The sequence below is a fragment of the Streptomyces sp. NBC_01497 genome (assembly GCF_036250695.1).
Classification (GTDB): domain Bacteria; phylum Actinomycetota; class Actinomycetes; order Streptomycetales; family Streptomycetaceae; genus Streptomyces.
In genome coordinates, this window is the sequence record NZ_CP109427.1 from 4,397,809 (window position 1) to 4,421,869 (window position 24,061).

19 protein-coding genes, 1 tRNA gene and 2 pseudogenes are annotated in these 24,061 nt (G+C 69.8%); 13 read left to right on the plus strand and 9 right to left on the minus strand.

Annotated features, from left to right (window positions below; genetic code table 11):
- Position 1: 1 nt before the first annotated feature.
- Both OG310_RS18790 and OG310_RS18795 read right to left on the minus strand, forming a co-directional pair.
- On the minus strand, positions 2 to 271 hold the full coding sequence (locus tag OG310_RS18790) for a hypothetical protein (protein WP_329457037.1): 270 nt from the start codon (positions 269 to 271) through the stop codon (positions 2 to 4).
- Between the two features lie 239 nt (positions 272 to 510).
- A complete protein-coding gene (locus OG310_RS18795) occupies positions 511 to 3,033 on the minus strand; it encodes a VC0807 family protein (RefSeq protein ID WP_329457038.1) in 2,523 nt (840 codons plus the stop codon).
- A gap of 88 nt (positions 3,034 to 3,121) precedes the next feature.
- Here OG310_RS18795 and OG310_RS18800 point away from each other — a divergent pair, with 88 nt between their 5' ends.
- The gene (locus OG310_RS18800; protein WP_329457039.1) at positions 3,122 to 3,625 is read left to right on the plus strand and encodes a MarR family winged helix-turn-helix transcriptional regulator; all 504 of its coding nucleotides are present in this window, start codon (positions 3,122 to 3,124) and stop codon (positions 3,623 to 3,625) included.
- A 556-nt stretch (positions 3,626 to 4,181) separates the two neighbouring features.
- A complete protein-coding gene (locus tag OG310_RS18805; RefSeq protein ID WP_329460247.1) occupies positions 4,182 to 4,412 on the plus strand; it encodes a transposase in 231 nt (76 codons plus the stop codon).
- Here the strand turns inward: OG310_RS18805 and OG310_RS18810 are convergent.
- The 3 genes and pseudogenes from OG310_RS18810 to OG310_RS18820 form a co-directional block, all read right to left on the minus strand.
- Positions 4,379 to 5,056: pseudogene (locus tag OG310_RS18810) on the minus strand (RHS repeat-associated core domain-containing protein); the annotation flags it as partial. The gene OG310_RS18805 and the pseudogene OG310_RS18810 sit on opposite strands and share 34 nt — an antisense overlap.
- 296 nt (positions 5,057 to 5,352) lie before the next feature.
- On the minus strand, positions 5,353 to 6,804 hold the full coding sequence (locus OG310_RS18815; protein WP_329457040.1) for a sensor histidine kinase: 1,452 nt from the start codon (positions 6,802 to 6,804) through the stop codon (positions 5,353 to 5,355).
- The gene (locus OG310_RS18820; RefSeq protein ID WP_329457041.1) at positions 6,801 to 7,550 is read right to left on the minus strand and encodes a response regulator transcription factor; all 750 of its coding nucleotides are present in this window, start codon (positions 7,548 to 7,550) and stop codon (positions 6,801 to 6,803) included. Before OG310_RS18820 ends, OG310_RS18815 begins: the two co-directional genes overlap by 4 nt.
- Positions 7,551 to 7,697: 147 nt before the next feature.
- Between OG310_RS18820 and OG310_RS18825 the strand changes: the two genes are divergently transcribed.
- The 6 genes and pseudogenes from OG310_RS18825 (at position 7,698) to OG310_RS18850 (ending at position 13,222) form a co-directional block, all read left to right on the plus strand.
- Positions 7,698 to 9,071 carry a ferredoxin reductase family protein gene (locus OG310_RS18825; RefSeq protein ID WP_329457042.1) on the plus strand — a complete coding sequence of 458 codons (1,374 nt, stop codon included), beginning with the start codon at positions 7,698 to 7,700 and terminating at the stop codon, positions 9,069 to 9,071.
- A 20-nt stretch (positions 9,072 to 9,091) separates the two neighbouring features.
- A complete protein-coding gene (locus OG310_RS18830) occupies positions 9,092 to 9,523 on the plus strand; it encodes an FMN-binding protein (RefSeq protein ID WP_443078690.1) in 432 nt (143 codons plus the stop codon).
- A gap of 34 nt (positions 9,524 to 9,557) precedes the next feature.
- Complete coding sequence (locus tag OG310_RS18835) at positions 9,558 to 10,286, plus strand: FAD:protein FMN transferase (protein WP_329457043.1); 729 nt, start codon at positions 9,558 to 9,560, stop codon at positions 10,284 to 10,286.
- A gap of 272 nt (positions 10,287 to 10,558) precedes the next feature.
- A pseudogene (locus OG310_RS18840) lies at positions 10,559 to 10,609 on the plus strand (hypothetical protein); the annotation flags it as partial.
- A gap of 20 nt (positions 10,610 to 10,629) precedes the next feature.
- On the plus strand, positions 10,630 to 11,835 hold the full coding sequence (locus tag OG310_RS18845) for an MFS transporter (protein ID WP_329457044.1): 1,206 nt from the start codon (positions 10,630 to 10,632) through the stop codon (positions 11,833 to 11,835).
- A 118-nt stretch (positions 11,836 to 11,953) separates the two neighbouring features.
- Positions 11,954 to 13,222 carry an APC family permease gene (locus OG310_RS18850; protein WP_329457045.1) on the plus strand — a complete coding sequence of 423 codons (1,269 nt, stop codon included), beginning with the start codon at positions 11,954 to 11,956 and terminating at the stop codon, positions 13,220 to 13,222.
- A gap of 241 nt (positions 13,223 to 13,463) precedes the next feature.
- On the opposite strand, the gene OG310_RS18855 is transcribed toward OG310_RS18850, so the two are convergent.
- Positions 13,464 to 13,537, minus strand: a tRNA-Gly gene (locus OG310_RS18855).
- Positions 13,538 to 14,115: 578 nt separating this feature from the next.
- On the opposite strand from OG310_RS18855, the gene dcd reads away from it, so the two are divergent.
- Both dcd and OG310_RS18865 read left to right on the plus strand, forming a co-directional pair.
- A complete protein-coding gene (dcd, locus tag OG310_RS18860) occupies positions 14,116 to 14,691 on the plus strand; it encodes a dCTP deaminase (RefSeq protein WP_329457046.1) in 576 nt (191 codons plus the stop codon).
- 18 nt (positions 14,692 to 14,709) lie between these two features.
- Positions 14,710 to 15,207, plus strand: a complete 498-nt coding sequence (locus tag OG310_RS18865; protein WP_329457047.1) for a phosphoribosyltransferase — start codon at positions 14,710 to 14,712, stop codon at positions 15,205 to 15,207.
- A 691-nt stretch (positions 15,208 to 15,898) separates the two neighbouring features.
- Here the strand turns inward: OG310_RS18865 and OG310_RS18870 are convergent.
- Positions 15,899 to 16,852: a Yip1 family protein gene (locus tag OG310_RS18870; protein ID WP_329457048.1), complete on the minus strand. Its 954-nt coding sequence runs from the start codon at positions 16,850 to 16,852 to the stop codon at positions 15,899 to 15,901.
- A gap of 190 nt (positions 16,853 to 17,042) precedes the next feature.
- On the opposite strand from OG310_RS18870, the gene OG310_RS18875 reads away from it, so the two are divergent.
- A complete protein-coding gene (locus tag OG310_RS18875; RefSeq protein WP_329457049.1) occupies positions 17,043 to 17,603 on the plus strand; it encodes a hypothetical protein in 561 nt (186 codons plus the stop codon).
- 296 nt (positions 17,604 to 17,899) lie between these two features.
- Here OG310_RS18875 and OG310_RS18880 read toward each other — a convergent pair whose 3' ends face one another.
- Both OG310_RS18880 and OG310_RS18885 read right to left on the minus strand, forming a co-directional pair.
- Positions 17,900 to 20,194, minus strand: a complete 2,295-nt coding sequence (locus OG310_RS18880; RefSeq protein WP_329457050.1) for a (Fe-S)-binding protein — start codon at positions 20,192 to 20,194, stop codon at positions 17,900 to 17,902.
- A gap of 112 nt (positions 20,195 to 20,306) precedes the next feature.
- Entirely contained in the window at positions 20,307 to 21,164 is an 858-nt protein-coding gene (locus OG310_RS18885) for a sugar transferase (RefSeq protein WP_329457051.1), read from the minus strand.
- A 269-nt stretch (positions 21,165 to 21,433) separates the two neighbouring features.
- Here OG310_RS18885 and dnaK point away from each other — a divergent pair, with 269 nt between their 5' ends.
- Together dnaK and grpE are read left to right on the plus strand one after the other, a co-directional pair.
- Positions 21,434 to 23,302, plus strand: coding sequence for a molecular chaperone DnaK (dnaK, locus tag OG310_RS18890; protein ID WP_329457052.1), 1,869 nt, complete (start codon positions 21,434 to 21,436; stop codon positions 23,300 to 23,302).
- Positions 23,299 to 23,985: a nucleotide exchange factor GrpE gene (gene grpE, locus OG310_RS18895; protein WP_329457053.1), complete on the plus strand. Its 687-nt coding sequence runs from the start codon at positions 23,299 to 23,301 to the stop codon at positions 23,983 to 23,985. The genes dnaK and grpE overlap by 4 nt, the downstream gene beginning before the upstream one ends.
- Positions 23,986 to 24,061 lie beyond the last annotated feature (76 nt).

Consider the following 24,061-nt stretch of genomic DNA (forward strand, 5'->3'; position numbering starts at 1 on the left):
GTCACTTCACCCCGGGGTCGCTGCTGTCGCCGTGCAACATGCCTGTGAAGCTGTGGTGTATGGCCTTGGCCACCTTGTCGTAGGCGTTGACGTTGTCCGTGAGGCGGGTGGCGATTTCTTGGGCGTCCTTGGAGAGGTTGTCCACGCCGCGCTGCCAACGGCTGAGGAAGTCCGAGAGAGTGCTGGCCAGTTCGCCGTGGCCGATGGCTGATTCATCGCGCGGGGTGGCGCTGACCTTCTGCACACTGATCTCGTCGAGCGTGCCGTTCACACCGGACGCCGCCTGCTACAAGGCCCCGATATCAACGCTGTACCCAGTACACATTCCCGCCCCTCCCCGCGAGCCGACCCGTCGACAAGTCAGATGGTCGTAGCAGTTACTGCCAGGTGGTTGGCTTCCGGGCGTGGTGCGCCTGGCCAAGGAGTACCAGCGGCTGGACTTCGTCCTGCCCCGCGCCACTCCGGCCCGGCTCGGAGCGGCATGGGGCGGTGTCGGGTCCTCGTCGCCGGTCAGCCGATCCTGTCGGTCAGGCCGACGGACAGGTAGGTCGCCTGGCGCTGGTCCTTCTCGTTTCGCCAGGGTTGGATGAGTTCCAGGAGCGTGCTGGTCTTCGGGTCGATGATCACTTCAGTGGTGTCGGCGCCGCCGTGCAGGGCCAACTCCGTCCCACTGCGGCCGGCGCTGTCTTTGACGGTGCCGACGACGCTCACACCCTTCAGTTGGGCAAGTGCCCTGAACAGCCCGCTGCGCAGTTCTGGACTGGCGGGGGAGTCGGCGAGCAGGGTGCTTGCCTGCGCGAAGCCGAGCGTGCCAGTGCCCTCGTCCCCACCCGCGGGTTCCTTCGGCGTGTTCTCGATCTGCCGGAGCAGCAACGCCGGGTTCGTGGGCAGGCGGTCCAGGGCGTTCCAGCCAAGGCGCCTCGGGCCGATCTTCCAGCCGGGGGACCGCATCGTGCGGAGGGTCTTGCCGGCGACGACGTAGGCGGATTCCATCGACCGCGAGGTGTACACGTCGTGGGTCTTGAAGTGGGTCTTCCAGTACTTCCCCGAGCCGGTCGGCTGAGTGGCGGCGACCTTGGCGACGTTGTTCAAGAAGACCGACGCGGACTGCGCCCGCGTCCCGGACTGCGCAGCGGCGGAGTCCCCTCCCACGTTCACGTACGTCACCACGGCTCCGACCGCGACCGCGGTGACAGCAAGGACGGCGATGGCGGCGACGCGGTGGCGCTTCCAGAACGATGCCCATACGGCGCCCTTGCGCGCGTCCTGGTGCGGGCTCTGCCACCTGGTTCCTTCGACCGGCTCCTGCCCCGGCCCCGGTGCCTCGACCGCACCGTTGATCTTCGTTCCTTCGATCCAGACATCGGTGATGTTGCGTGTCGCTGCGATGTCGGCGGTGGGGTCGCCGTGCACCAGCACGGCGTCGCTGCGTAGTCCTGCTCCGACGCGTCCGCGGTCGTTGAGGGCGAAGGTGTCAGCCGTGAGGGCAGTGGCAGAGGCGATCGCCTCGGCGGGGGAGAGTCCCGCGTCGACGAGGAGTTCGAGTTCGTGGTGGAGGGAAGCGCCGTGCGGCGGTGACCACGGTATTCCGGGTGCGGCGTTGGCGTCCGTGCCGGCCAGGATCCTGATACCGGCCCGGTGGAGGCGGCGGACGTTTTCGCGTGCCGCGGCGTAGTCCGCGTCGCCCCGGGTCCGGGCCATTGCCTCCATCATCACGAGCGTGGGAACGACGGCCATCGAGCCGGCCAACGCCGCAATGTCGTCTTGACTGAGGAGTCCGTCCATCGGCACGTGCGTGAGGATGTCCACGTTGGCAGCCGCCGCATCGCGGTAGGCGGTGAGCGACGCGGCGTGCGCGACGACTCGGAGACCGTTGCGGTGCGCCTCGGCGACGATGGCTTTCGCCGTGTCGACCGAGAGTCCCGCGGGAGGGGGGCCATCCAGGATGACCTTCACGTAGTCCACGCCGTCCTCGACCCGGCGCGCGACGAACGAGGCGGCGTCGTCGGGTGACGTGATGAGGCCGTCCTTCGGGAAGTTCGGAAGCTCGGCGTGGTGGCCGTGCGGACCGGTGGCGGGAGTGCCCGCGGTGCGCAGGTCGGCGACGCCGGGCTGATGCCGCATGGCGCGGGCGAACTGGGCCGGCCAGGTGGCCATGTCGAGGGCCGTGGTCGCGCCCCACTGGGCGAGGGATGCCAGGTCGGCGCGGCCTCGCACGGTGTGGGTGTGCGCATCGATGAGCCCTGGCAGGAGTGTCGCACCGGAACCGTCCACGACGACATCGGCACGGACCGCCGGATCGCCGTTCTCGAACACGGTCGAGAACGAGACGTCCTGGGGTTCGGTGAGGCGTGTTCCGTCGAAGACGCGTACGCCCGTGATGGTCGTCGTCACTCGTTTCGCGGCCTTGCCGGCCCACGCTCCCACTTCCGCGAGACGGCGCTTGACGAGGAGGACCACGGCCACGATCCCGGCGAGCGTGATCAGAAAGGCGACGGGCTTGTGGATGATCAAGAAGGTGGACGTGGGGAGCGTGAAGGCGAGCGTGATCGTCGTGAGGGCGTTCACCAGGAGGGCGCTTCCGAGCACCGCTGTCGGAGCTTGCCAGAGCCGGCGTTCGAAGTCGTTGGCGGGTGTCGGTGAGTCGCCGTTGCGTCGCCTGGCGAATCGCATCACGGTCATCAGCAGGGGCCGTTTGGCCATCGCCGATATCAGCAGCACGATGCCGACGGGGCCGACGAGCACGGCTTCCTGGATCTTCAGGACGAACGGATTCTCGCCGCTCGCGACGAAGACGAGCAGACCGATGCCGTAAGCGAGTGCCGCAAGGGCTCCGATCGGGTCGAGCTTCTTGCGGACCGGCCACTGAATCAGGACGAACAGCGCCGGGATCGCGGTCCCGATGACGAGAGCCGGTACAACTCCGCCGACCAGCGGCGGGAGCAGGATGAACGCGAGGGTCGGTAGACCCACGTTCACCACCGCGAGGACGGTGATCCGGAGGACGAGCGCTCGCATCGATGGCTTGGGCACAGGGACAACCTTTCCATTGCCTTTCCAGAAAGCTTCCTAGAATCTATAGCACAAGCTTTCAGAGAAGCCAATGTGGTAGTCTGGGCCCGTGAAGGACGACAGGAAGCCCGCGAGCGTCGAAGAGTCGGCTCTGCGCTCGGCCGTACCCGATGACCAGCTCACCTCGGGGTCGGTGGAGTTCATGCGGCGCATCGTGCGTCTTGCAGGGATGCTCAATGGGGTCCTCGAACCCGAGCTCGCGGCCGCGGGCCTGGCTCGGGCCGAGTACGACATCCTGACGACTCTTCTGTCAGCTCCATCTGACGACCGGCTCCGCCCCACCGACCTCGCCCGACGCTCCGTCCTGACCTCAGGAGGGACGAGCAACGCGCTGCGCAGGCTGGAAAAGCAGGGTCTGGTGGTCCGCGAGAAGAGCGACTCCGACGGCCGCGGAACGTGGGTGGCACTGACCGAGGAAGGGCGCAGGGTAGTCAGGGCGACGGCGCAACGCGTCATACGCAAGACATCGGATCTGCTCCGCCCTGCGGAGCAGCATCTGCCCGAGGCGAACGAGATGCTTCGGGCCCTGGCGGCGGCCATCGACGGTCGCTGACAATTCCGCGCGGCCCGATCGAACCGGTGCAGGAGACCTCGGCCATTCCGCATCCGTCATCTCACTCGGATATCAGCCTGCCTGCCTCCCCGGAGCGATCGAACCAAACCGCGCTCCGAGGGGGCGTCTCCTTTCAACGCGTGAAGACCTGGAAGTGTTGGAGCGATCCCGACCACGAGGCGAAGAAGGCCCGTATCGAGCCCCTCTACGCCATCGCCGAGGACGAGGTCGTCCCAAGAACGGTGAGTCGCTGTTGTCGTTCCGGCCATGAGGGGTGGGCTTCGAACCGGGGTTCCCGATCGGGTGGTCACCGTGGGTTCAGCGCATAGAGGTGGGGCCTTCTGACAGCTCGTTGGTGTCGAATCACCGAGCAACGTCAGGAGGCCCGGGTGTCGGAGTGTTCCGTGCGGATGGCCGGTCGGCCCAGTTCGGTCACTCCGGGGTGTGACTATCTGGCTCACCGGTTCGGAAACGCTGCCGGCAGCGGCGTTATCCGCCGGACATGACGGACACGGAGTGGGCGGTGGCGCGGCCGTTGCTGCCGGTGCCGGGCTGGATGCGGGGCCAGGGCGGGCAGCCGGAAGCGTACTGCCACCGGGCGAGACTGGACGCGGTCCGCTACCTGGTCGACAACGGCATCAAGTGGCGGGCGATGCCCGCCGACTTCCCTCCCTGGCACCGCGTCTACGCGTTCTTCCGCCGCCGGCGCGACCACGGCCTGACCCGGGAGTTCCCACGACCGGCTGCGCAGCCGGGGTCGAGCCACATGATGGGGTTGGAGACGTAGGTGGCCGGGTTGGGCGCGGGGGTGAGTCCGAGTGGGTCAGGGGTGAGGTAGCGGGCGGTTTCGGGGTCGTAGTGGCGGAAGTAGTTGTAATGGAGGCCGGTTTCAGGGTCGTAGTACTGGCCGGGAAAGCGCAGTGGGGTGTAGGCAGTACTGTCCGCTGCCCAGGCGGTGGTGCCCCACAGGGTGCTGCGCGTGTGCCAGGCGACGTCGCCCTGTTCGTCGATGAGTTCGCTCGGGGTGCCGACGAGGTCGGTAATGATGGCGAAGAAGCGTGAGTCGATCTCGTCTTGGGACGCATCGGCCGCGCCGATGCGTTCCGTCTGAGCGAGCGGGCGCAGGCTTTGATGGTCCCAGGTGAGGGTGACGGGGGCGGGCAGGTCGGGCGAGGTGGTGCTCTGTTCGCAGAGGGTGGTGCCGTCCCAGGTGAAGTCGACGCGTTCGACGACGCTTTCCCCGTCCGCTGCGAGGCGCAGCTTCGCGGTACGGCGGCCGACCGGGTCGTACGTGTAGCGCCAGCGGGTGCCGTCCGGTGCGAGGACCGAGGTGAGGCGGTCCTCGGCGTCCCATTCGTACCGCCAGGTGTCCGGTTTGCGGGACAGCCGGGTCTTCTGGCGGAGGGTGACGCGGCCGAGGGCTTTTCTTTGGAGCGGGTGACGAGAATCGAACTCGCGCTCTGAGCTTGGGAATCACCGTTACCAGCTGCGGCAACCTGCTGTCTGACCTGCGCAAAGAGCCTCGTATGGGGTTTCTCCCGCAGCCCCGTGAATGCCCGTGGTGGCCAGTGTTGTCCGCTCTGAAGGGCACGTGGTCCCGCCTGGGGATGGCAGCCGTGCTTGCCGTCATGCTGACCGCTGGTGACAAAGCGTCGGCGGACCGTGGACCATTCCCGGTGGACGTTTCACGACGTGCCAAGTCCGGCAGGAGGGCCAACGGGATTCGTTCATGGATGCGAGGTCGGAGGCGCAGGGCTCCGTGGTACCCGCACACGGAACCGGGTCCGACCCGGTCGACTGTCGAGTTCTGTGGTGCCCTGATGGGCCGCGACCACTGCGGCCACGATTGCCAGGCCGAGACCGGTGCCGCCCTCAGCGCGGGTGCGGCCCTGGTCGGCGCGGGTGAAACGTTCGAAGATGTCGGGTTGCAAGTGCTCCGGCACGCCCGGCCCGGTGTCGGTGATATCCATGCCGATCGTGCGGTCTTCCTCGGTGATACGCAGGGTGACCTCGGTGCCCGGGGGCGTGTGCGTATACGCGTTGGCCAGCAAGTTCGCGATCACCTGGTGCAGCCGGTGCGCGTCCCCTGTCAGCGTGACCGGGTCCTCGGGCAGTTCCAGACGCCATCGGTGCCTGGGCGCGGCAGTACGCGCGTCGCTCATGGCGTCCAGCGCAAGCCGGGTGAGGTCGACGGTGTCCCTGGCCAGCGGTCGTCCGGCGTCTAGCCGGGCCAGCAGGAGCAGGTCGTCGACGAGGCCGGTCATCCGCTCGCTCTCGGAGAGGATGCGTTCCAGGGCGTGGCTTACGTCCTCGGGAACCGCCCCGGGGTGGCGCAGTGCCAGTTCGGCGTGTGCGCGCACGGTGGCCACGGGGGTACGCAGCTCGTGGCTGGCGTCCGCCGCGAAGAGCCGGAGCCGCTCCTCGCTCGCCTGCCGCCGCCGCAGTGCGTCCCCGACGTGGCCGAGCATGCGGTTGAGTGCGGTGCCGACCTGCCCGACCTCGGTGCGCGCGTCGGTGTACGGGACCGGCCCGGGCATGGCGACGTCACCGCTGGCCAGGGGACGCCGGGTGACCTCGGTCGCGGTGGCGGCGACCCGGTTGAGAGGACGCAGGGACCACCGGACCCACAGTGTTCCCGCCACCCCTGTGACCAGTACGGCGGCTCCGAACACGATGGCCTCGACCATCTCGACGCGGTGCAGCGTCTCCTCCACGGGGCGCAGTGGCAGGCCAGTGACGAGCAGGTCGCCGTCGTCGCCGTGGACGGCAGCGACCCTGTAGTTCCCCAGGGCCGACAGGTGCAGTGTCCGGCCATGGCCGTCGGCGGGCAGGGCGGCCAGGGCGTGCCGGTCAGCGCTGGTCAGGGGGACGGAAGTGTCCGATTCATCGCGTACCACCGAGGCATGCGTCGCGGTACCCGGCAGGAGACGTGCGCCGAAGGTGCCCTCGGACTGGCCGCGCGTGTCCGCCTGATTGTCGGCGTCGGGGTGCTTTTCGTGTTCCAGGCTGGCGGGGAATCGGCCGCCCACGGCCAAAAGCTGCTGGTCGAGGCGCTGTTCGAGGAAGTTTCCGAGGGCGAGCACGGTGGTGACGCCGATCGCCAGGCACGCCAGGGTGAGCAGCAATACGAGCCCGATGCTGAGGCGGGCCCGGAGCGAACGGGGGCCGGGCAGTCTCACCGCGGCCCCCGTGGGGGACTCTCGGGCTTCAGGACGTAGCCGACCCCGCGCACGGTGTGGATCATCGGCGCCTGACCGGCGTCGACCTTCTTCCTGAGGTAGCTGATGTAGAGCTCCACAATGTGTGCCCTGCCACCGAAATCGTACGACCAGACATGGTCGAGGATGCGTTCTTTGGACAGCACCCGGCGGGGGTTGCGCATCAGGAACCGCAGCAGCTCGAACTCCGTGCGCGACAGCTCCACTGCGCGGTCGCCGCGCGTCACTTCCCGGGCGTCCTCGTCCATGACCAGGTCCCCCACTTGCAGCAGGTCGGTGCCGGGCTCGCGCGCCATGCCGGACCTGCGCAGCAGGCCTCGCAGCCTGGCCAGCACCTCCTCCAGGCTGAACGGTTTGGTGACGTAGTCGTCGGCGCCCGCTGTGATGCCCTTGATCCTGTCCTCGACCGCGTCCCGCGCGGTCAGGAACAGCACGCACACGTCCGGCGACACTTCGCGCAGCGCGTGCAGGACCCGCAGGCCGTCCATGTCGGGGAGCATCCAGTCCAGGACGACGGCGTCGGGCTGGAACGCGCGGGCGGCAGCCACGGCCGTGCGGCCGTCCGCCGCTGTCCGGACCGCCCACTGCTCGTAGCGCAACGCACCGGCGAGCGCGTCGGTGAGCGCGTCCTCGTCGTCGACGACGAGGACGCGGGCGGGTGAGCCGTCGGGTCTGCGCAGCACGGTGCGCGGGATGCGGGGGGCCATTGCCCTTCCAGCATCACCCACACCGGGCGGGGACACGGCCGCACGACCCTCTGAGTTTCCTCTGAAACACGTCGGATCTCTCCATTCAGAACGTGCTCAGAGGGTCATCGGTGAGGGTGGGGCTCCGCACGCGCCAAGGAGGGACCCATGACCACCGGCACTCTTCGCCATCCGCCTCCGCGCGCCCGGCCCGGGCCGTCGGCTGACCGGAGCGCCGCGGTACGCGTCGTCCCGTACGCGGCACAGGGCCTGGGCTGGACGGGGGCCGCAGGTCTGCTCGCCATGTGGTGGCTCGACACCGGTTCCGTCGTCGGCCTCGACGGCTGGCTGACGAACGCCGGACGCATAGCGGGACTGCTCGCGGGCTACGCGTGCGCTGTCCTGCTGGCGCTGATGGCGCGCGTGCCGCTGCTCGACCACGGTGTGGGCAGCGACCGCCTGGCACGCTGGCACGCCATGGCGGGCCGCTACGCGGTCTGCCTTATCTGCGCCCACGTGCTGCTGATCATCTGGGGCTACGCCCTGACGTCGAATGTTCCTCTCACCAGCGAGACCACCGACCTCGTCCTGCACTACCCGGAGATGCTGAAGGCCACGATCGGCTTCCTGCTGTTGTTGGGCACCGGCATCATCTCCGCCCGTGCGGTCCGCCGGAGGGTGAGCTACGAGACCTGGCACTACCTCCACTTCGCCACCTACGCAGCCGTCTTCCTCGCCTTTGGCCACACGCTCGCCAACGGGGCGGAATTCGTCGGCAACCGGGCACTGGAGATCGCGTGGTACGCGATGTACCTGTCGGTCGCGGCCCTGCTCCTCTGGTTCCGCTTCCTCGTGCCGATCCGGCGGGCGCTACGCCACCAGCTGCGCGTGGCTGAGGTCCGCGGCGAGGTCCCCGGCGTGGTCTCGGTCTACCTGACAGGCCGGCGACTGGACGTCCTGGCCGCCAGGCCGGGCCAGTTCTTCCGCTGGCGCTTCCTGGTCCGCGGCATGTGGTGGGCCGCCAACCCCTACTCCCTGTCCGCCGCGCCGGATCCCCGGTTCCTGCGGATCACCGTCAAGGCAACCGGCTCGCACAGCACGGCCCTTGCCGATCTCGCCCCCGGGACCAGGGTCCTGGCCGAGGGACCCTACGGGGGATTCACCGCGGCCCGCGCCACCACAGGCAGGACCCTCCTGATCGCGGGGGGCGTGGGCATCACCCCGCTGCGAACGCTGTTCGAGACGCTCCCGGGCGACGTCGTCCTCATGTACCGGGCCCGCAGTACGCGTGATCTCGCCCTGCGTGACGAACTCGACGAACTGGCCCGCTCGCGCGGCACGCGCGTTCTGTACGCCCTCGACGAGCCGGGAGCCCAGGCGATACCGCTGACGGCGCGCTCCCTGCAGCGGACCGTGCCGGATCTCGCCGCACGTGACGTCTACCTGTGCGGGCCGCCCGGCATGACGGACGCGGCACGGCGCGCCCTGCGCGCGGCCGGAGTGCCGCGCAACCGTATCCACCACGAGTCCTTCGCCTTCTGAAGCCCCCGGGGAGAAGACCCATGCCGCTGCACAGAGTCACCGTCACGACCGCCTCGACACTCGCGGGCGTCGCACTGCTGCTGTTCCTCAAGCCGCACCACACCGCTCCGCCCAACGTCACCGCGCGCCCACCGGCCACCCCGCCGTCGCAGCATCCTTCCACCGCGCCGGGCGGCAACGGCCGTTTCACCGGCTCGATCATCGACACCCCTTACGGTCCCGTCCAGGTCGCGGCGACCCTCGCACACGGGAGGCTCACGGCCGTCACGGTGCTCCAGGTGCCCCGTGGAACAGGCCGGGACCAGGAGATCGCCTCGTACTCCCTGCCGCGGCTCACCCGGGAGGCACTGGGCGCGCAGAGCGCTCGTATCGACGCCGTCTCCGGGGCCAGCTACACGAGTGCCGGATACATCAACTCCCTGCAGAGCGCGCTGGACCAGGCGCATGGCTGACGACCCTGCTGGTTTCAGACACGTGGAACACGTCATGGGCACCGTGTTCTCCTTCGATATCCGAGACCGGCCCACCGTGCGCGTACGACATGCCCTGCAGGACGCTGTGCGCTGGCTCCACCGCATGGACGCGATCTTCTCGACCTACCGCCAGGACAGCGCGATCAGCCGTCTCGACAGGGGCGAGACCACACTCGACCGCTGCCCGCACGAAGTGGCGGACGTCCTCGCGTTGTGCGACCGGGCCACCGCCGCCACCCGCGGCTATTTCACGAGCAGCCCGGCCGGCAGACTCGACCCCTCGGGGCTCGTCAAGGGATGGGCCATCGAACGCGCCGCGGGGCTGCTGCATGCCGCCGGCGCACACAACACGTACGTCAACGGCGGCGGCGACCTGCAGGTCTACGGCGAAGCGGCGTCCGGAGAGCCCTGGCGGATCGGTGTGGCACATCCCCACAGCCCCCGACGTCTCGTCGCTGTCGTGCCGGGGAGCGACATCGCCGTCGCGACGTCCGGAACTGCTGAGCGGGGCGCCCACATCTTCGACCCGCACACCGGCAAGCCGGCCGGAGCGTGGCTGTCGCTGACGGTCGTCGGTCCCCGCATCGGCCCGGCAGACGTCTTCGCCACAGCCGCCTTCGCCATGGGCGACGCGGCTCCCGCCTGGATCGCCGAGCAGCAGGGCTACGAGGCGATGGGCATTCGGGTAGACGGCAGCGTCTGGTACAGCGACGGCTTTCCGCCGCAGGAGTCCATGTGGTGAAGGCTCATCGAGCGCCGGGGATGCTCATCCCGGCCGCAACGTCCTCACGTGTAACACCCGATCCGCTCGACAGTGTGACGAGTGGAGACAGGACGGTTCGCTGGGCGCCGCTGGTGGGGCTGCCGTCGGAGCCGTCCCGGCACCGTGTGGCGTTGTGGCCGCGACCTGAGCCTGGAGCGGCTGTGTCGGTGCCACCGCGACTCAAGGCCCGCGACGTGTTCGCGGCGCCCTAGGCAGCACGGGCCGCGCAGCGGCTCAAGGAGTCCACCGAAGCCTACGAGGACTACACCGAGAGGGTCTTCCGCGCCCTGCACCAGCCCTGAAGGTCGGAGGACCTCCCCACATGACCACGCAACTCCCGGGCCCCACCGTGGCCCGATGGCGGACATGGCCGCTGTACACGGCCGGATTCACCACTGCCTTCGGCGCCCACGGAGTCGCTGCCAACCTGGGACGTTTTACCACCGGCCACCACGACTCCCTGCTCATGCTCGGCGGTCTGCTCGCCCTGTACGACGGCGCCGAGGTCCTCCTCAAGCCCGTCTTCGGCACCCTGTCCGACCGCATCGGCGCCCGCCCCGTCCTGATCGGCGGCCTGATTGCCTTCGCCGCCTCCTCCGTCCTGTTCACGCTCGCCCACGACAGCGGCCTGCTGTGGGCGGCACGGCTCGGCCAGGGAGCCGCCGCCTCCGCGTTCTCCCCGGCGGCCTCGGCCCTGGTCGCCCGCCTGAACCCGGCGGCCAAGCGCGGCCGGGCCTTCGGCTCGTACGGTTTCTTCAAGAGCATCGGCTACACCGCGGGACCCGTACTCGGCGGCGCGCTCGTCGCGCTCGGCGGTCTCACTCTCCTGTTCACCGCCATGACGGCGCTCGCCGCCGTTGTCGCGGTGTGGGCAGTCTGTACGGTGCCCCCACTGGCACCGCTTCCCAGGCAACGGCAGACCGTGCTCGACCTCGCGAAGCGGCTGGGCCAGGGAAGCTTCCTGCGGCCCACGACCGCGCTGGCCCTGGCGACCGCCGCGCTGTCGGTCGGTGTGGGCTTCCTGCCGATCGCCGGGAACGCCGCGCATCTCGGCCCGATCGCCACCGGTGCGGCCGTCTCCCTCCTCGCCGCCACCGCGGCACTCGTGCAGCCATGCGCCGGAGCCGCCCTGGACCACGGGCGTCTCACCACCTCGACCGGCACCACCACCGGCCTCGCGGTCACCGCCGCCGGCCTCGCCGCCGTGACACTGCCCGGCTTGTCCGGCCTCCTCCTGGCCGCCGTCCTGATCGGCACGGGTACCGGGCTGATCACTCCGATCGCCTTCACCGCACTGGCAGCGTCCACCACGCCCGAACACCTCGGCCAGACCATGGGATCCGCGGAACTCGGCCGAGAACTCGGCGACGCGGGCGGCCCGCTGATCGTCGCCGCCGTCGCGACGGTCACCACCCTCACCGGCGGTTTCGCCGTCCTCGCCGCCCTGACGGCCGCCGCCGTCCTTACTGCCCGCCCTGCGACGAGCCAGTCGGATCAGCCTCAAGTCCCCTCAGACGGGCTCCACTAGCTCCGGCATCCGAAGTCTCCCGAGGGGCGCAGGTCGGCTGATCGACACCTTGCTCATATATCGTGCGGCAAATTTCGGATTCCGTTATGACCACGAGACCGTGGTCGAGGAGCGAACGATGGGGACAACGCTTCCGTCTGACGAGGCGGGGGAACTGCGGCGGCACCTTGGTGTGTTCGATGCCGTGGTGATCGGGCTTGGATCGATGATCGGCGCCGGGATCTTCGCCGCGCTCACCCCGGCCGCCGTCGCCGGGGGATCCGGTCTGCTGCTGGGGCTTGCCCTGGCCGCTGTGGTCGCGTATTGCAACGCCACATCCTCCGCCCGTCTGGCCGTCCGGTACCCGCAGTCGGGGGGCACCTATGTCTACGGCCGCGAGCGGCTCGGGGACTTCTGGGGCTACCTGGCCGGCTGGGGTTTCGTGGTCGGCAAGACCGCCTCGTGTGCGGCTATGGCCCTGACCGTCGGCTCGTACGTGTGGCCCCGGCAGGCGCATCCGGTGGCGGTCGCGGCCGTGGTGGCGCTTACAGCGGTGAATTACGTCGGTGTGCGGAAGTCCGCGTGGCTGACGCGCGGGATCGTCGCGGTCGTGCTTGCGGCGCTCGCCGCCGTGGTGACCGCCTGCTTGACCGGCGGCACCGCCGCGGTCGCACATCTGGACATCGGCTCGGATGCCGCCTTCGGCGGCGTACTGCAGGCAGCTGGGCTGCTCTTCTTCGCGTTCGCGGGCTACGCCCGCATTGCCACCCTCGGCGAAGAGGTCCGCGACCCGAAGCGGACCATCCCCCGGGCGATCCCCCTCGCATTGGGTATCACGCTGGTGGTGTACGCGGCCGTCGCCGTCGCTGTGCTCCTGGTGCTGGGCCCGGCGCGTCTCGCCCACACCACAGCCCCGCTGGCAGAGGCCGTCCGGGCCGCTGGTGTCCCCTCCCTCGTCCCGCTCGTGCGCGTCGGGGCGGCCCTTGCGGCGCTCGGCTCGCTGCTCGCGCTGATCCTCGGCGTCTCACGCACCACGCTGGCCATGGCCCGTGACCGCCACCTGCCGCACGCGTTGGCCGCCGTCCACCCGCGGTTCCAGGTGCCGCACCGCGCGGAGCTCGCGGTCGGCGCCGTGGTCGCCATCCTGGCCGCCACGACCGACGTGCGCGGCGCGATCGGGTTCTCCTCCTTCGGCGTGCTGGCCTACTACGCCGTTGCCAACGCCTCCGCCTGGACCCTCACGCCTGCCGAGGGCCGCCCCGCCCGGATCGTTCCGCTCCTCGGCACGGCGGGCTGTCTGGTTCTGGCCTTCGCCCTGCCGTTCGCGTCGGTGCTGTGGGGGGCCGCGGTGATCGTGGCGGGCGCCGCCGCCTACGGCCTGCGCAGAGCCGTTGCCCACCGTGCTTGAACGGCTAAGAGTGCATGCGTGCGGCTGATCCGCGGGCGGGGAGCACCGCCCGTGCGTCGTCGAGACATCCGGAATCGAGAGCGTCTACGGCCCCGGTCGGATATGAGCGAGCGTCGCGCCGCTCGCTGCGCCATCCGCAGCTTCCATGGAGTCCGGTCCTCTTGGTGCGGCTCTCGTGCAGGACGCCGAGAGAGGTCTAGACAACACAAAAGCCCCGGGCCAATGGCCTGGGGCTTTTCTCTGGAGCGGGTGACGAGAATCGAACTCGCGCTCTGAGCTTGGGAAGCTCATGTTCTACCATTAAACTACACCCGCGGAGTGGCAGCCGAGGAATCCGGCGCCCGATCGATCCAGACTCTACCGCATCCCCCGCCCCCCGGCGCAGCCTGCTCCCGGCCCGTCGTGGGGCTTCTGTTGTTCGGGGCCTGGCGGCGTGTTCGGGGTGTCGTGGGGGTGGACGCGGGTGTGGCGGGCGGGAGTTGGGGCGTAGCGTGGGGCTTCGGAGTGCCGGGCGCGGTGTTGTCCTGGTCATCCCCTAATGTGGCGTTCGTCCGCGTTCTGGGGAAGGGACCTGATGGATTTGATGGACCGCACCGTCGTCCGCTGTGCCGAAGGCCATGTGTTCAGTACCGCGTCGTTCCCGATGCAGCATCTCGATGCCGGGAGGATCGGCCCCGGCCGGCTCATCCGGTGCCCGCGGTGTGCCCGGTTGCGCAATGCGGTGCCTGTTCCTGTGGCCGTGCCCGCGTCCGGGCCGGTGCCTGCGGTCGGGGCTGTGCCCGGGCCCGTGAGGGCGTCCGTGGGGCGTCAGCAGCAGCGTTAGGGCGGAGTGTGCGCGAGTGCGCGGGACGGCCGGTTCCTGGTGTCCCGCGCACTTTGCGTATCCTCGGGGCGTGCTTCTCTCCGACAAGGACATTCGCGCCGAGCTCGATTCCGGCAGCGTCCGCCTCGAACCGTACGATCCCTCGATGGTGCAGCCGTCGAGCATCGACGTGCGGCTCGACCGGTATTTCCGGGTCTTCGAGAACCATCTGTATCCACACATCGACCCCGCCGTCGAGCAGTCCGGTCTCACCCGGCTCGTGGAGCCCAAGGGTGATGACGCCTTCATCCTGCATCCGGGGGAGTTCGTACTCGCCTCGACGTACGAGGTGATCTCCCTGCCCGACGGCATCGCCTCGCGGCTGGAGGGCAAGTCGAGTCTGGGCCGGCTCGGGCTCGTGACGCACTCGACGGCCGGGTTCATCGACCCGGGCTTCTCGGGGCACGTGACGCTGGAGCTGTCGAACATGGCGACCTTGCCGATCAAGCTCTGGCCGGGGATGAAGATCGGTCAGCTGTGCCTGTTCCGGCTGAGTTCCCCCGCCGAGTTCCCCTACGGGTCCGAGCGGTACGGGTCGCGCTACCAGGGCCAGCGGGGGCCCACGGCCTCGCGGTCGTATCTCAATTTCCATCGGACCGATGTCTGAGGCTTTGGAGTGCCAGGCGTGAGCCAGTCCCGGGAAGATCTCTCCTACGAGCAGTTCGGCACGGCCGTGCGTGAGCTGGCGCAGTCCGTCGCGGACGACGGATACGAGCCGGACATAGTGCTGAGCATCGCCCGCGGGGGTGTCTTCGTGGCCGGGGGCCTGGCGTACGCCCTGGACTGCAAGAACATCCACCTGGTGAATGTGGAGTTCTACACCGGCGTCGGAACGACGCTGGCGATGCCGGTCATGCTCGCGCCGGTGCCGAACGTCGTCGACTTCGGCAACAAGCGGATCCTCATCGCCGACGACGTCGCGGACAGCGGCAAGACGCTGAAGCTCGTGCACGACTTCTGCGTGGAGCACGTCGCCGAGGTCCGCAGCGCCGTCATCTACGAGAAGTCGCACTCGCTCGTGAAGTGCGAGTACGTGTGGAAGCGCACCGATGAGTGGATCAACTTCCCGTGGAGTGTGCAACCTCCCGTCGTACGCCGCTCCGGGCAGGTGCTGGACGCCTGAGGTGTCATGCGGGATGCCAGGGTGACGCCTGAGGCGTCGTGGGAGATGCCTCGGTGATGCCTGAGGTGTCGTGCGGGATGCCTGGGTGATGCGAGTGATGCCTGAGGTGCCGGTGCGCGCAATGCCACCCGGCGGGGGTGCGGCGGTCGGGCCGTTCCATGTCGGCGTCCCGGCGCCGTCCTCGACCTCGTCCTCCCCGGCCCGGTTCACGTCGTGCGGGACGGGCGTGAGGTCCATGTGGTCCAGCACCGAGCCGCACCTGCTCCACCACCGAGCCGTACGCGCTCGCGAGGACGTTCTGGAGGTACGCGGGCTGGTCGGTGCGCAGGCGCCGCCGCGCGTTCGGGGCGCGGCCCGGCTCCCGGGAGCGGTAGCGGATGCGGCCGGCCGGCTCCACCGGCTTCCGCGCGCCGTCGGGTTCGGCGCGGTCCACGCGTTCGGGCCAGGACTCGTCGCCCCCGTACGGGAGATACGCCGCGACCGCCGCGACCTCGACGTCGTCCGTGGTGTCCGACGAGGGGCCGCGGCCGTGGGCCGGCGCCCGGGGACCGATGGCGCCGATGACACCTGGGGGGCCGGTGAGGTCCGGCGGCCCCTGACGCCGGGCGCGTAGCGCTTGCGGCGTTGAGCCCCCCGCGGCGGGCCTCAGCAGCCTCAGCCGTGCCAGGGCCCACTGGCCTCAGGGGAGTTCCTAGAACGTGCCCAGCTTCAGCAGGGAGAGCAGGCCCAGCAGTTCGATCGCCGAGGCGCCGAGTGCCTTGGGCCAGGGCAGGTCGTGCGACTTTCGGACCATCGAGGTCATCAGGACGCCCGCCGCCAGCCAGGTCAGCCAGCCGAGGATCTGCACGAAGCCGTTGTCGCCGCCCAGGAAGGCCGCGAAGAGGAGCCGGGGCGCGTCCGTCAGCGACATGATCAGCATGGACAGGCCGACGGTGGGCTGCCAGGAGCCGTCGCCGCCGAGCTGGCGGGCGAGGGTGTGGGTGACCGCGCCGAGGATCAGGCCACCGACGACGAAGGCCGCGCCGGTGATCAGTACGTACGGGATCGCGGTCGACAGCGTGGAGCCTATGACGTCGTCGCGCGCGTCGTCGAAGCCGAACAGCGCGAGCATGCCGTAGACGAGCGTGACGATCAGCGCCGGGCCCCAGACCGGGTAGTCCCGCATCTGGAGGAACGTCTCGCTGGGGCGCATCACGATGCCCGTCAGCAGGTCGCGCCACGCGAGCCGGGGGCCGCTGGGGACGGGGGCGGTGCCCGCCCGGTAGGTGGCACCGTCGCCGTACGGGTCGTCGACGCGGAACGCCTGGGTGTGCCCGGGGTTGTTCGCGGCGGGGTACGGGTCGGCCGAGGGGATGCCGCCCTGCCCGGGGCCCTGCGGCTGCCCGTACTGCGGCGGCTGCTGGTGCGGGTGGGGGGCGGCTCCCTGCGGGGGTGCGTAGTGCTGTTGCTGGTACTGCGGTTCGCCGAAGTACTCCGGTTCGCCGCTGTACTGCTGCCCGCCGCCGTACTGCCCCGGGTTCGCCTGGGCACCCGCCGACGGCCACTGGGACGGCTGCTGCCGCCGCCCGGCCTGCCCCTGTGGGGGTTGCGGTTGCTGTCGCGGGTCGCGGTTGTCCCGGCCGCGTCCGTTCCTGAATCCAGCCACGTCCTCGAACGTACCCGCTCCCACCGGGCGTGATGGCCGCGAGAGAGGAACGGGGACTCCATTGCGTCCGTCCTGTGACATCCCCCGGGGGGCTTCGGGGGTTACTCCGCACGGACGGAGGTCGCGTGTGGTAACGGAGTGGCTACTGTGGGTATCTCCTGGTATCCGTTCCCCGCACACTGGAGGTCCCATGTCGTCCGTACGGTCCGCCGTCGCCTCCGCGCTTGCCGCGCCCGTTCTCGTGCTCCTTGTCTCCGCCGGACCCGTCGCCGCCCAGGGCGAGGCCGCGCAGGCCGACACTGCCCAGGCCGGCAGCGCCCAGGCCGGCAGCGCCGTGGACGGTACGTACTACGTCAGGGACGCCCTCACCGGCCGCTGCCTGGCCGGTGCGCAGGTGGCGACCTGCGGCACCGACGGTACGGCGTGGTCCCTGCGCAACCACGCCGACGGCACGGTCCAGTTCCAGGAGTCAGGTTCCGGGCGGCGCTGTCTCGCGCTGCCGGTCGCGCTGACCTATCCGGCCGCCGTGCGGCTGAACACCTGTGACGCCGCGCTCGCGGCGGACCCGTCGCCGGACGCCGGCGGCCGGGACGCCAAGGCGGACCGGTGGCGCATCGAGGGCTGGGTCGACGGGCCCGTCACCATCGCGCACGCCTACCCGCCCGCGGGGCGCCTCGCCGTGGAGAACTCCGCCGTCCGGGTGAGCAACAACAGCTCGGTGATGTGGGTGCTCGATCCGGTCCGGAAGTGAGGCCGGGTGCTCGACCGGGTCGGGAGTGACGGCGTGTGTTTGATCCGGTCGGGAAGCGACGGCGGGTGGCCCGACCGGGCCGGGAGGTGGCGCCGGGTGCCCGATCCGGTCGCGTGGTGAGGTGGTGGCGGTGTCGCGTGGCGAGGTGGTGACGGTGGGCCCTGTGCGGTGTTCGCCGCCAGGGAGGATGCCGCGTGTGCCGCATGGGTGCCGCCGTACGTGGGAGGGCCCGAGGCGCCGGTGCGGCGCCTCGGGCCCTCCCACGCGAAAGGCGTGTCCGGGTCGGTGTGCCCGGGTTACTTCACCGGTTCGGGTTCCGGTGTGCCCACGGCCTCCTGCGTGCCCGCCGGGCCCGCCGGGGTCCGCACCGAGTCGAGCAGCAGCTGGGCGACGTCCACGACCTGGATCGACTCCTTCGCCTTGCCCTCGTTCTTCTTGCCGTTGACCGAGTCGGTCAGCATCACCAGGCAGAACGGGCAGGCCGTGGAGACGATGTCCGGGTTGAGGGACAGGGCCTCGTCGACGCGCTCGTTGTTGATGCGCTTGCCGATGCGCTCCTCCATCCACATGCGCGCGCCGCCCGCGCCGCAGCAGAAGCCGCGCTCCTTGTGACGGTGCATTTCCTCGCTGCGCAGGCCCGGCACCTTGGCGATGATCTCGCGCGGCGGTGTGTAGACCTTGTTGTGGCGGCCCAGGTAGCAGGGGTCGTGGTAGGTGATGAGGCCTTCGACCGGGGTGACCGGGACCAGCTTGCCCTCGTCCACGAGGTGCTGGAGCAGCTGCGTGTGGTGGATGACCTCGTACTCGCCGCCGAGCTGCGGGTACTCGTTGGCGATGGTGTTGAAGCAGTGCGGGCAGGTCGCGACGATCTTCTTCGTCGCCTTCGGCTTCTTCGTCCCGGGGTCCTCGGCGTCGTCGGGGGACTCACCGAACGCCATGTTCAGCATCGCGACGTTCTCCTGGCCGAGCTGCTGGAACAGCGGCTCGTTGCCCAGGCGGCGGGCCGAGTCGCCGGTGCACTTCTCGTCGCCGCCCATGATCGCGAACTTGACGCCCGCGATGTGCAGGAGTTCCGCGAAGGCCTTCGTGGTCTTCTTCGCGCGGTCCTCCAGGGCGCCCGCGCAGCCCACCCAGTACAGGTAGTCGACTTCGGTGAGGTCCTCGATGTCCTTGCCGACGACCGGTACGTCGAAGCCGATGTCCTTGGTCCACTCCAGGCGCTGCTTCTTGGCCAGGCCCCACGGGTTGCCGCGCTTCTCCAGGTTCTTCAGCATCGTCCCGGCCTCGCTCGGGAACGCGCTCTCGATCATCACCTGGTAGCGGCGCATGTCGACGATGTGGTCGACGTGCTCGATGTCGACGGGGCACTGCTCGACGCACGCGCCGCAGGTCGTGCACGACCACAGCACGTCCGGGTCGATGACGCCGTTCTCCTCCAGGGTGCCGATCAGCGGGCGCTCGGCCTCGGCGAGCGCGGCGGCGGGGACGCCGGCGAGCTGTTCCGCGGTGGCCTTCTCCTCGCCCTCGGCGTTCTTGCCGCCGCCCGCGAGGAGGTACGGGGCCTTCGCGTGGGCGTGGTCGCGCAGCGACATGATCAGCAGCTTGGGCGAGAGCGGCTTGCCCGTGTTCCAGGCGGGGCACTGCGACTGGCAGCGGCCGCACTCGGTGCAGGTGGAGAAGTCGAGGATGCCCTTCCAGGAGAAGTCCTCGATCTTCGAGACGCCGAAGACCGTCTCCTCGGCGGCGTCCTCGTCGTCGAAGACCGTCTCGAAGTCGATGACCTTGCCGCCGCTCGCCATCGGCTGGAGCGGGCCGAGTGCCGTGCCGCCGTCCGCGCGCCGTTTGAACCAGATGTTCGGGAAGGCGAGGAAGCGGTGCCAGGCGACACCCATGTCGGTCTTCAGCGCGACGGTGATCATCCAGATGAAGGACGTCCCGAGCTTGATCATGGCGAACAGGTAGACGAGGTTCTGCTGCGTGCCGGTGCCGAGCCCGCGGAACGCCGCGACGAGCGGGTACGAGAGGAGGTACGAGACGGTGTACGAGCTCTCGTGGTGCAGCGAGCCCTCCAGGCCGCGCAGCGCCAGGATGCACAGGCCGATGATCAGGATCACGGCTTCGACGAAGTACGCCTGGCCGAAGTTCGAGCCCGCGAAGCGGGACTTGCGCTCGGCGCGGCCCGGCCGGGAGAGCTGCCTGATCACGATCAGTACGAGGATGCCGAGCGTCGTGAGGACGCCGATGAGGTCGACGAAGACCTCGTACGGTGCCCAGTTGCCGATGACCGGCAGCAGCCAATCGGCCCGGAACAGCTGGCCGAACGCGTTGACCAGCGTGAGGATCAGCGAGAAGAAGCCGACCGCGACGAACCAGTGCGCGACGCCGATGACGCCCCACTGGTTCATCCGCGTGTGGCCGAGGAACTCCTTGGCCACCGTCATGGTGCGGCTGCCGGGTTCGTCCGTCCGCGTGCCCGCGGGGACGGACTGGCCGAGCCGTACGAAGGTGTAGATCTGCGCGATGGCTCGGCAGAACAGCGCCACACCGACGACGGCGAGCACCAGCGACACGATGATCGCGGCGAGTTGCATGGAGGGCTCCTCGGGCCTGCGAGGTGGGGAGGATCCGCAGGTTTCCGCACGCTGCGGCCGCTCAGATGTTTACTAAGCGGTAACTTAGTCGGTCCGCACTGAGCGTACCCACTTATCCGGCCGCAATGTAACGCCGTGACCGGTGATCTGCGTCGCTCACCGTGACACGTCCGCGCGCGGTCCGCGAACCCGGCCGTGCGCGCGGAACGGCGGCGGCCGCCCTCCTGCTTCTGCGAGCGCGGCCGGCCGAGCGCAGTACCCCGGCGAGCAGTGGACGCCCGCGCCGGCGACGCACACGACGGGACGCGGCGCCTGGGCGCCGGGCGCCGGCGCCGGGCGGATCCGCGGGCGTGGACAGGGCGGGCAGGGTGCGGACCAGCAGCCTCAGGTCCAGAGCGAGACAGCAGTGCTCCACATAGTGCTGGTCGAGCAGCGAGGACTCCTCCCACGGCATCCGCCACGCCCGCCGCACCTGGGCGAGGCCGGTGAGCCCGGGGCGTACGGAGCTGCGCCAGGCGGCCCGCGTGCGCGGGTCCCCTGCGGGCAGTGGCGCGGGGCCGACGAGCGACATCCGTCCGCGCACGACCTCGGGCAGCCTGGACAGCAGGTCCAGGCGCAGGCGCCGGGTGGCGAGCGAGCGCAGCGTGAACGGCCGGCCGTGCAGCCCGGTCACGTCCGCCCGTACGAAAACGCGGCCCTCTTTCAGAGGAGCTCGGGAAGGGGCGCGCAAGGGGGCCCGGGGGATGGCCCGGGCGGGCGCCCGGCGGGCGTGGACGGCGAGGGCGAGCGCTGTCGCCATGAGCACCGGCGCCGCGAGGGCGAGGAGCAGCGTTCCGAGGACGAGGTCGAGGGCACGTTTCGCGTCCGGCAGGCGTTTCAAACGGTGGAGGTCGAGCATGCGCCGCGATGCGGCGGGCGCCGGGGGAGGCGCGGTGGCGGCCTGAGGGCCGGGACGCTGGTCGAGCCGCATGGGCAGCCGTCCGTTCCATCCGATATGGGTGTTTGGTCGGTTTCGATAGAACGATCGCACGGTTGCCCCGCCGTCCCCGGGCGCCGCCCGGGCGCGTGTCGGAGGGCCGTGGCGTGCCCCACATTCCGGCCGGAAACCCGCAGGTGGACGACGTCCCCCGAGAGGGCTCCGCACAATAATTGAGTCGACCCCGCTCAGGTCCTTTGACTCTTCGAGATCCGTGTTGCATCCTTGAGCCTGTTGCACTCAAGTCAGCTGGAGGAATTGAAATGGCACGTGCGGTCGGCATCGACCTGGGCACGACTAACTCCGTCGTCAGCGTTCTCGAAGGCGGCGAGCCCACCGTCATCACCAACGCCGAAGGCGCCAGGACCACGCCGTCCGTCGTCGCCTTCGCCAAGAACGGTGAAGTGCTCGTCGGCGAGGTCGCGAAGCGCCAGGCAGTCACGAACGTCGACAGGACCATCCGGTCGGTCAAGCGCCACATGGGCACCGACTGGAAGATCAACCTCGACAACAAGGACTTCAACCCGCAGCAGATCTCGGCCTTCGTGCTGCAGAAGCTGAAGCGGGACGCCGAGGCGTACCTGGGCGAGAAGGTCGCCGACGCGGTGATCACCGTCCCCGCGTACTTCAACGACTCCGAGCGCCAGGCGACGAAGGAGGCCGGCGAGATCGCGGGCCTCAACGTCCTGCGCATCGTGAACGAGCCGACGGCGGCGGCCCTGGCGTACGGCCTCGACAAGGACGACCAGGTCATCCTGGTCTTCGACCTCGGTGGCGGCACGTTCGACGTCTCGCTGCTGGAGATCGGCGACGGCGTCGTCGAGGTGAAGGCCACCAACGGTGACAACCACCTCGGTGGTGACGACTGGGACCAGCGCGTCGTCGACTACCTGGTCAAGCAGTTCGCCAACAACCACGGCGTGGACCTGGGCAAGGACAAGATGGCCCTCCAGCGCCTGCGTGAGGCGGCGGAGAAGGCGAAGATCGAGCTGTCCTCCTCCACGGAGACCTCGATCAACCTGCCCTACATCACGGCGTCCGCCGAGGGCCCGCTGCACCTGGACGAGAAGCTCACGCGCGCCCAGTTCCAGCAGCTGACCTCGGACCTGCTGGACCGCTGCAAGACCCCGTTCCACAACGTCATCAAGGACGCGGGCATCCAGCTGAGCGAGATCGACCACGTCGTCCTCGTCGGCGGTTCGACCCGTATGCCCGCCGTCGCGGAGCTCGTCAAGGAGCTGACCGGCGGCAAGGACGCCAACAAGGGCGTCAACCCGGACGAGGTCGTCGCCATCGGCGCCGCCCTCCAGGCCGGTGTCCTCAAGGGTGAGGTCAAGGACGTCCTGCTCCTCGACGTGACCCCGCTGTCCCTCGGTATCGAGACCAAGGGCGGCATCATGACCAAGCTGATCGAGCGCAACACCACGATCCCGACGAAGCGCTCGGAGATCTTCACGACGGCCGAGGACAACCAGCCGTCCGTGCAGATCCAGGTGTACCAGGGCGAGCGCGAGATCGCGGCGTACAACAAGAAGCTCGGGATGTTCGAGCTCAGCGGCCTGCCGCCGGCCCCGCGCGGAGTCCCGCAGGTCGAGGTGTCCTTCGACATCGACGCCAACGGCATCATGCACGTGACCGCGAAGGACCTGGGCACGGGCAAGGAACAGAAGATGACCGTCACCGGCGGCTCCTCGCTCGCGAAGGACGAGGTCGACCGGATGCGTCAGGAGGCCGAGCAGTACGCGGACGAGGACCACAAGCGCCGCGAGGCCGCCGAGACCCGCAACCAGGGCGAGCAGCTCGTCTACCAGACCGAGAAGTTCCTCAAGGACAACGAGGACAAGGTCCCCGGTGACGTCAAGACCGAGGTCGAGACCGCCGTCGGCGAGCTGAAGGAGAAGCTCAAGGGCGAGGACGTGGCCGAGATCCGTACGGCCACCGAGAAGGTCGCCGCCGTCTCCCAGAAGCTGGGCCAGGCCATGTACGCGAACGCGCAGGCCGACGGCGCCGCCGCCGGTGCCGCGGGTGGTCCCGGTGCTCCCGGTGCCGAGCAGCCCGCGGACGGCCAGGACGACGTCGTGGACGCCGAGATCGTCGACGACGAGCGCGACGGCAAGGGTGGTGCCGCGTGACGGAGGAGACCCCGGGCTTCGAGGAGGAGCCCGACGTCCCCTCCGGCGCCGACCCCGACGACGCGCCGAAGGGAGCAGGGCCGGGCTCCGCGGAGTCCGGCCAGGCGGCCCAGGCCGGGGACGTATCGGAAAAGGCAGCGCTGACGGCGCAGCTGGACCAGGTGCGCACCGCGCTCGGTGAGCGCACAGCGGACCTCCAGCGCCTCCAGGCGGAGTACCAGAACTACCGCCGCCGGGTGGAACGCGACCGGGTGACCGTGCGCGAGATCGCCGTGGCGAACCTGCTGACCGAACTGCTGCCCGTGCTGGACGACATCGGTCGGGCGCGGGAACACGACGAGCTGGTCGGCGGGTTCAAGTCGGTGGGCGAGTCGCTGGAAGCGGTCGCGGCGAAGCTGGGTCTCCAGCAGTTCGGCGAGGAGGGCGAGCCCTTCGACCCGACGATCCACGAGGCCCTGATGCACTCGTACGCGCCGGACGTCACCGAGACGACCTGCGTCGCGATCCTCCAGCCCGGGTACCGGTTCGGCGAGCGGACCATCAGGCCCGCGCGGGTCGCCGTGGCCGAGCCTCAGCCGGGGGCGCAGCCCAAGGCGTCCGACGAGGACGCGGCGGGCGAGGATTCCCCGGGCACGGATGACGGGAAGCCCACGAAGGAGAGCGGTGGCCCGGACGAGGGCTGACACGACGACGGCCGGTGCGGCGGAGGTGACCGCGCGAGCGGTCGCGTCCGCCGCGGCGGCCGTCGTCGCCGCACCG

Excerpts from the sequence above, each read along its gene's own strand:
- OG310_RS18825 (WP_329457042.1), top strand. The coding sequence starts at position 7,698 with ATGACCACCGGCACTCTTCGCCATCCGCCTCCGCGCGCCCGGCCCGGG.
- dnaK (WP_329457052.1), top strand. The coding sequence starts at position 21,434 with ATGGCACGTGCGGTCGGCATCGACCTGGGCACGACTAACTCCGTCGTC.
- OG310_RS18875 (WP_329457049.1), top strand. The coding sequence starts at position 17,043 with ATGTCGTCCGTACGGTCCGCCGTCGCCTCCGCGCTTGCCGCGCCCGTT.
- OG310_RS18820 (WP_329457041.1), bottom strand. The coding sequence starts at position 7,550 with ATGGCCCCCCGCATCCCGCGCACCGTGCTGCGCAGACCCGACGGCTCA.
- OG310_RS18850 (WP_329457045.1), top strand. The coding sequence starts at position 11,954 with ATGGGGACAACGCTTCCGTCTGACGAGGCGGGGGAACTGCGGCGGCAC.
- OG310_RS18830 (WP_443078690.1), top strand. The coding sequence starts at position 9,092 with ATGCCGCTGCACAGAGTCACCGTCACGACCGCCTCGACACTCGCGGGC.
- OG310_RS18880 (WP_329457050.1), bottom strand. The coding sequence starts at position 20,194 with ATGCAACTCGCCGCGATCATCGTGTCGCTGGTGCTCGCCGTCGTCGGT.
- OG310_RS18805 (WP_329460247.1), top strand. The coding sequence starts at position 4,182 with ATGCGGGGCCAGGGCGGGCAGCCGGAAGCGTACTGCCACCGGGCGAGA.
- OG310_RS18885 (WP_329457051.1), bottom strand. The coding sequence starts at position 21,164 with ATGCGGCTCGACCAGCGTCCCGGCCCTCAGGCCGCCACCGCGCCTCCC.
- OG310_RS18845 (WP_329457044.1), top strand. The coding sequence starts at position 10,630 with ATGACCACGCAACTCCCGGGCCCCACCGTGGCCCGATGGCGGACATGG.
- OG310_RS18835 (WP_329457043.1), top strand. The coding sequence starts at position 9,558 with ATGGGCACCGTGTTCTCCTTCGATATCCGAGACCGGCCCACCGTGCGC.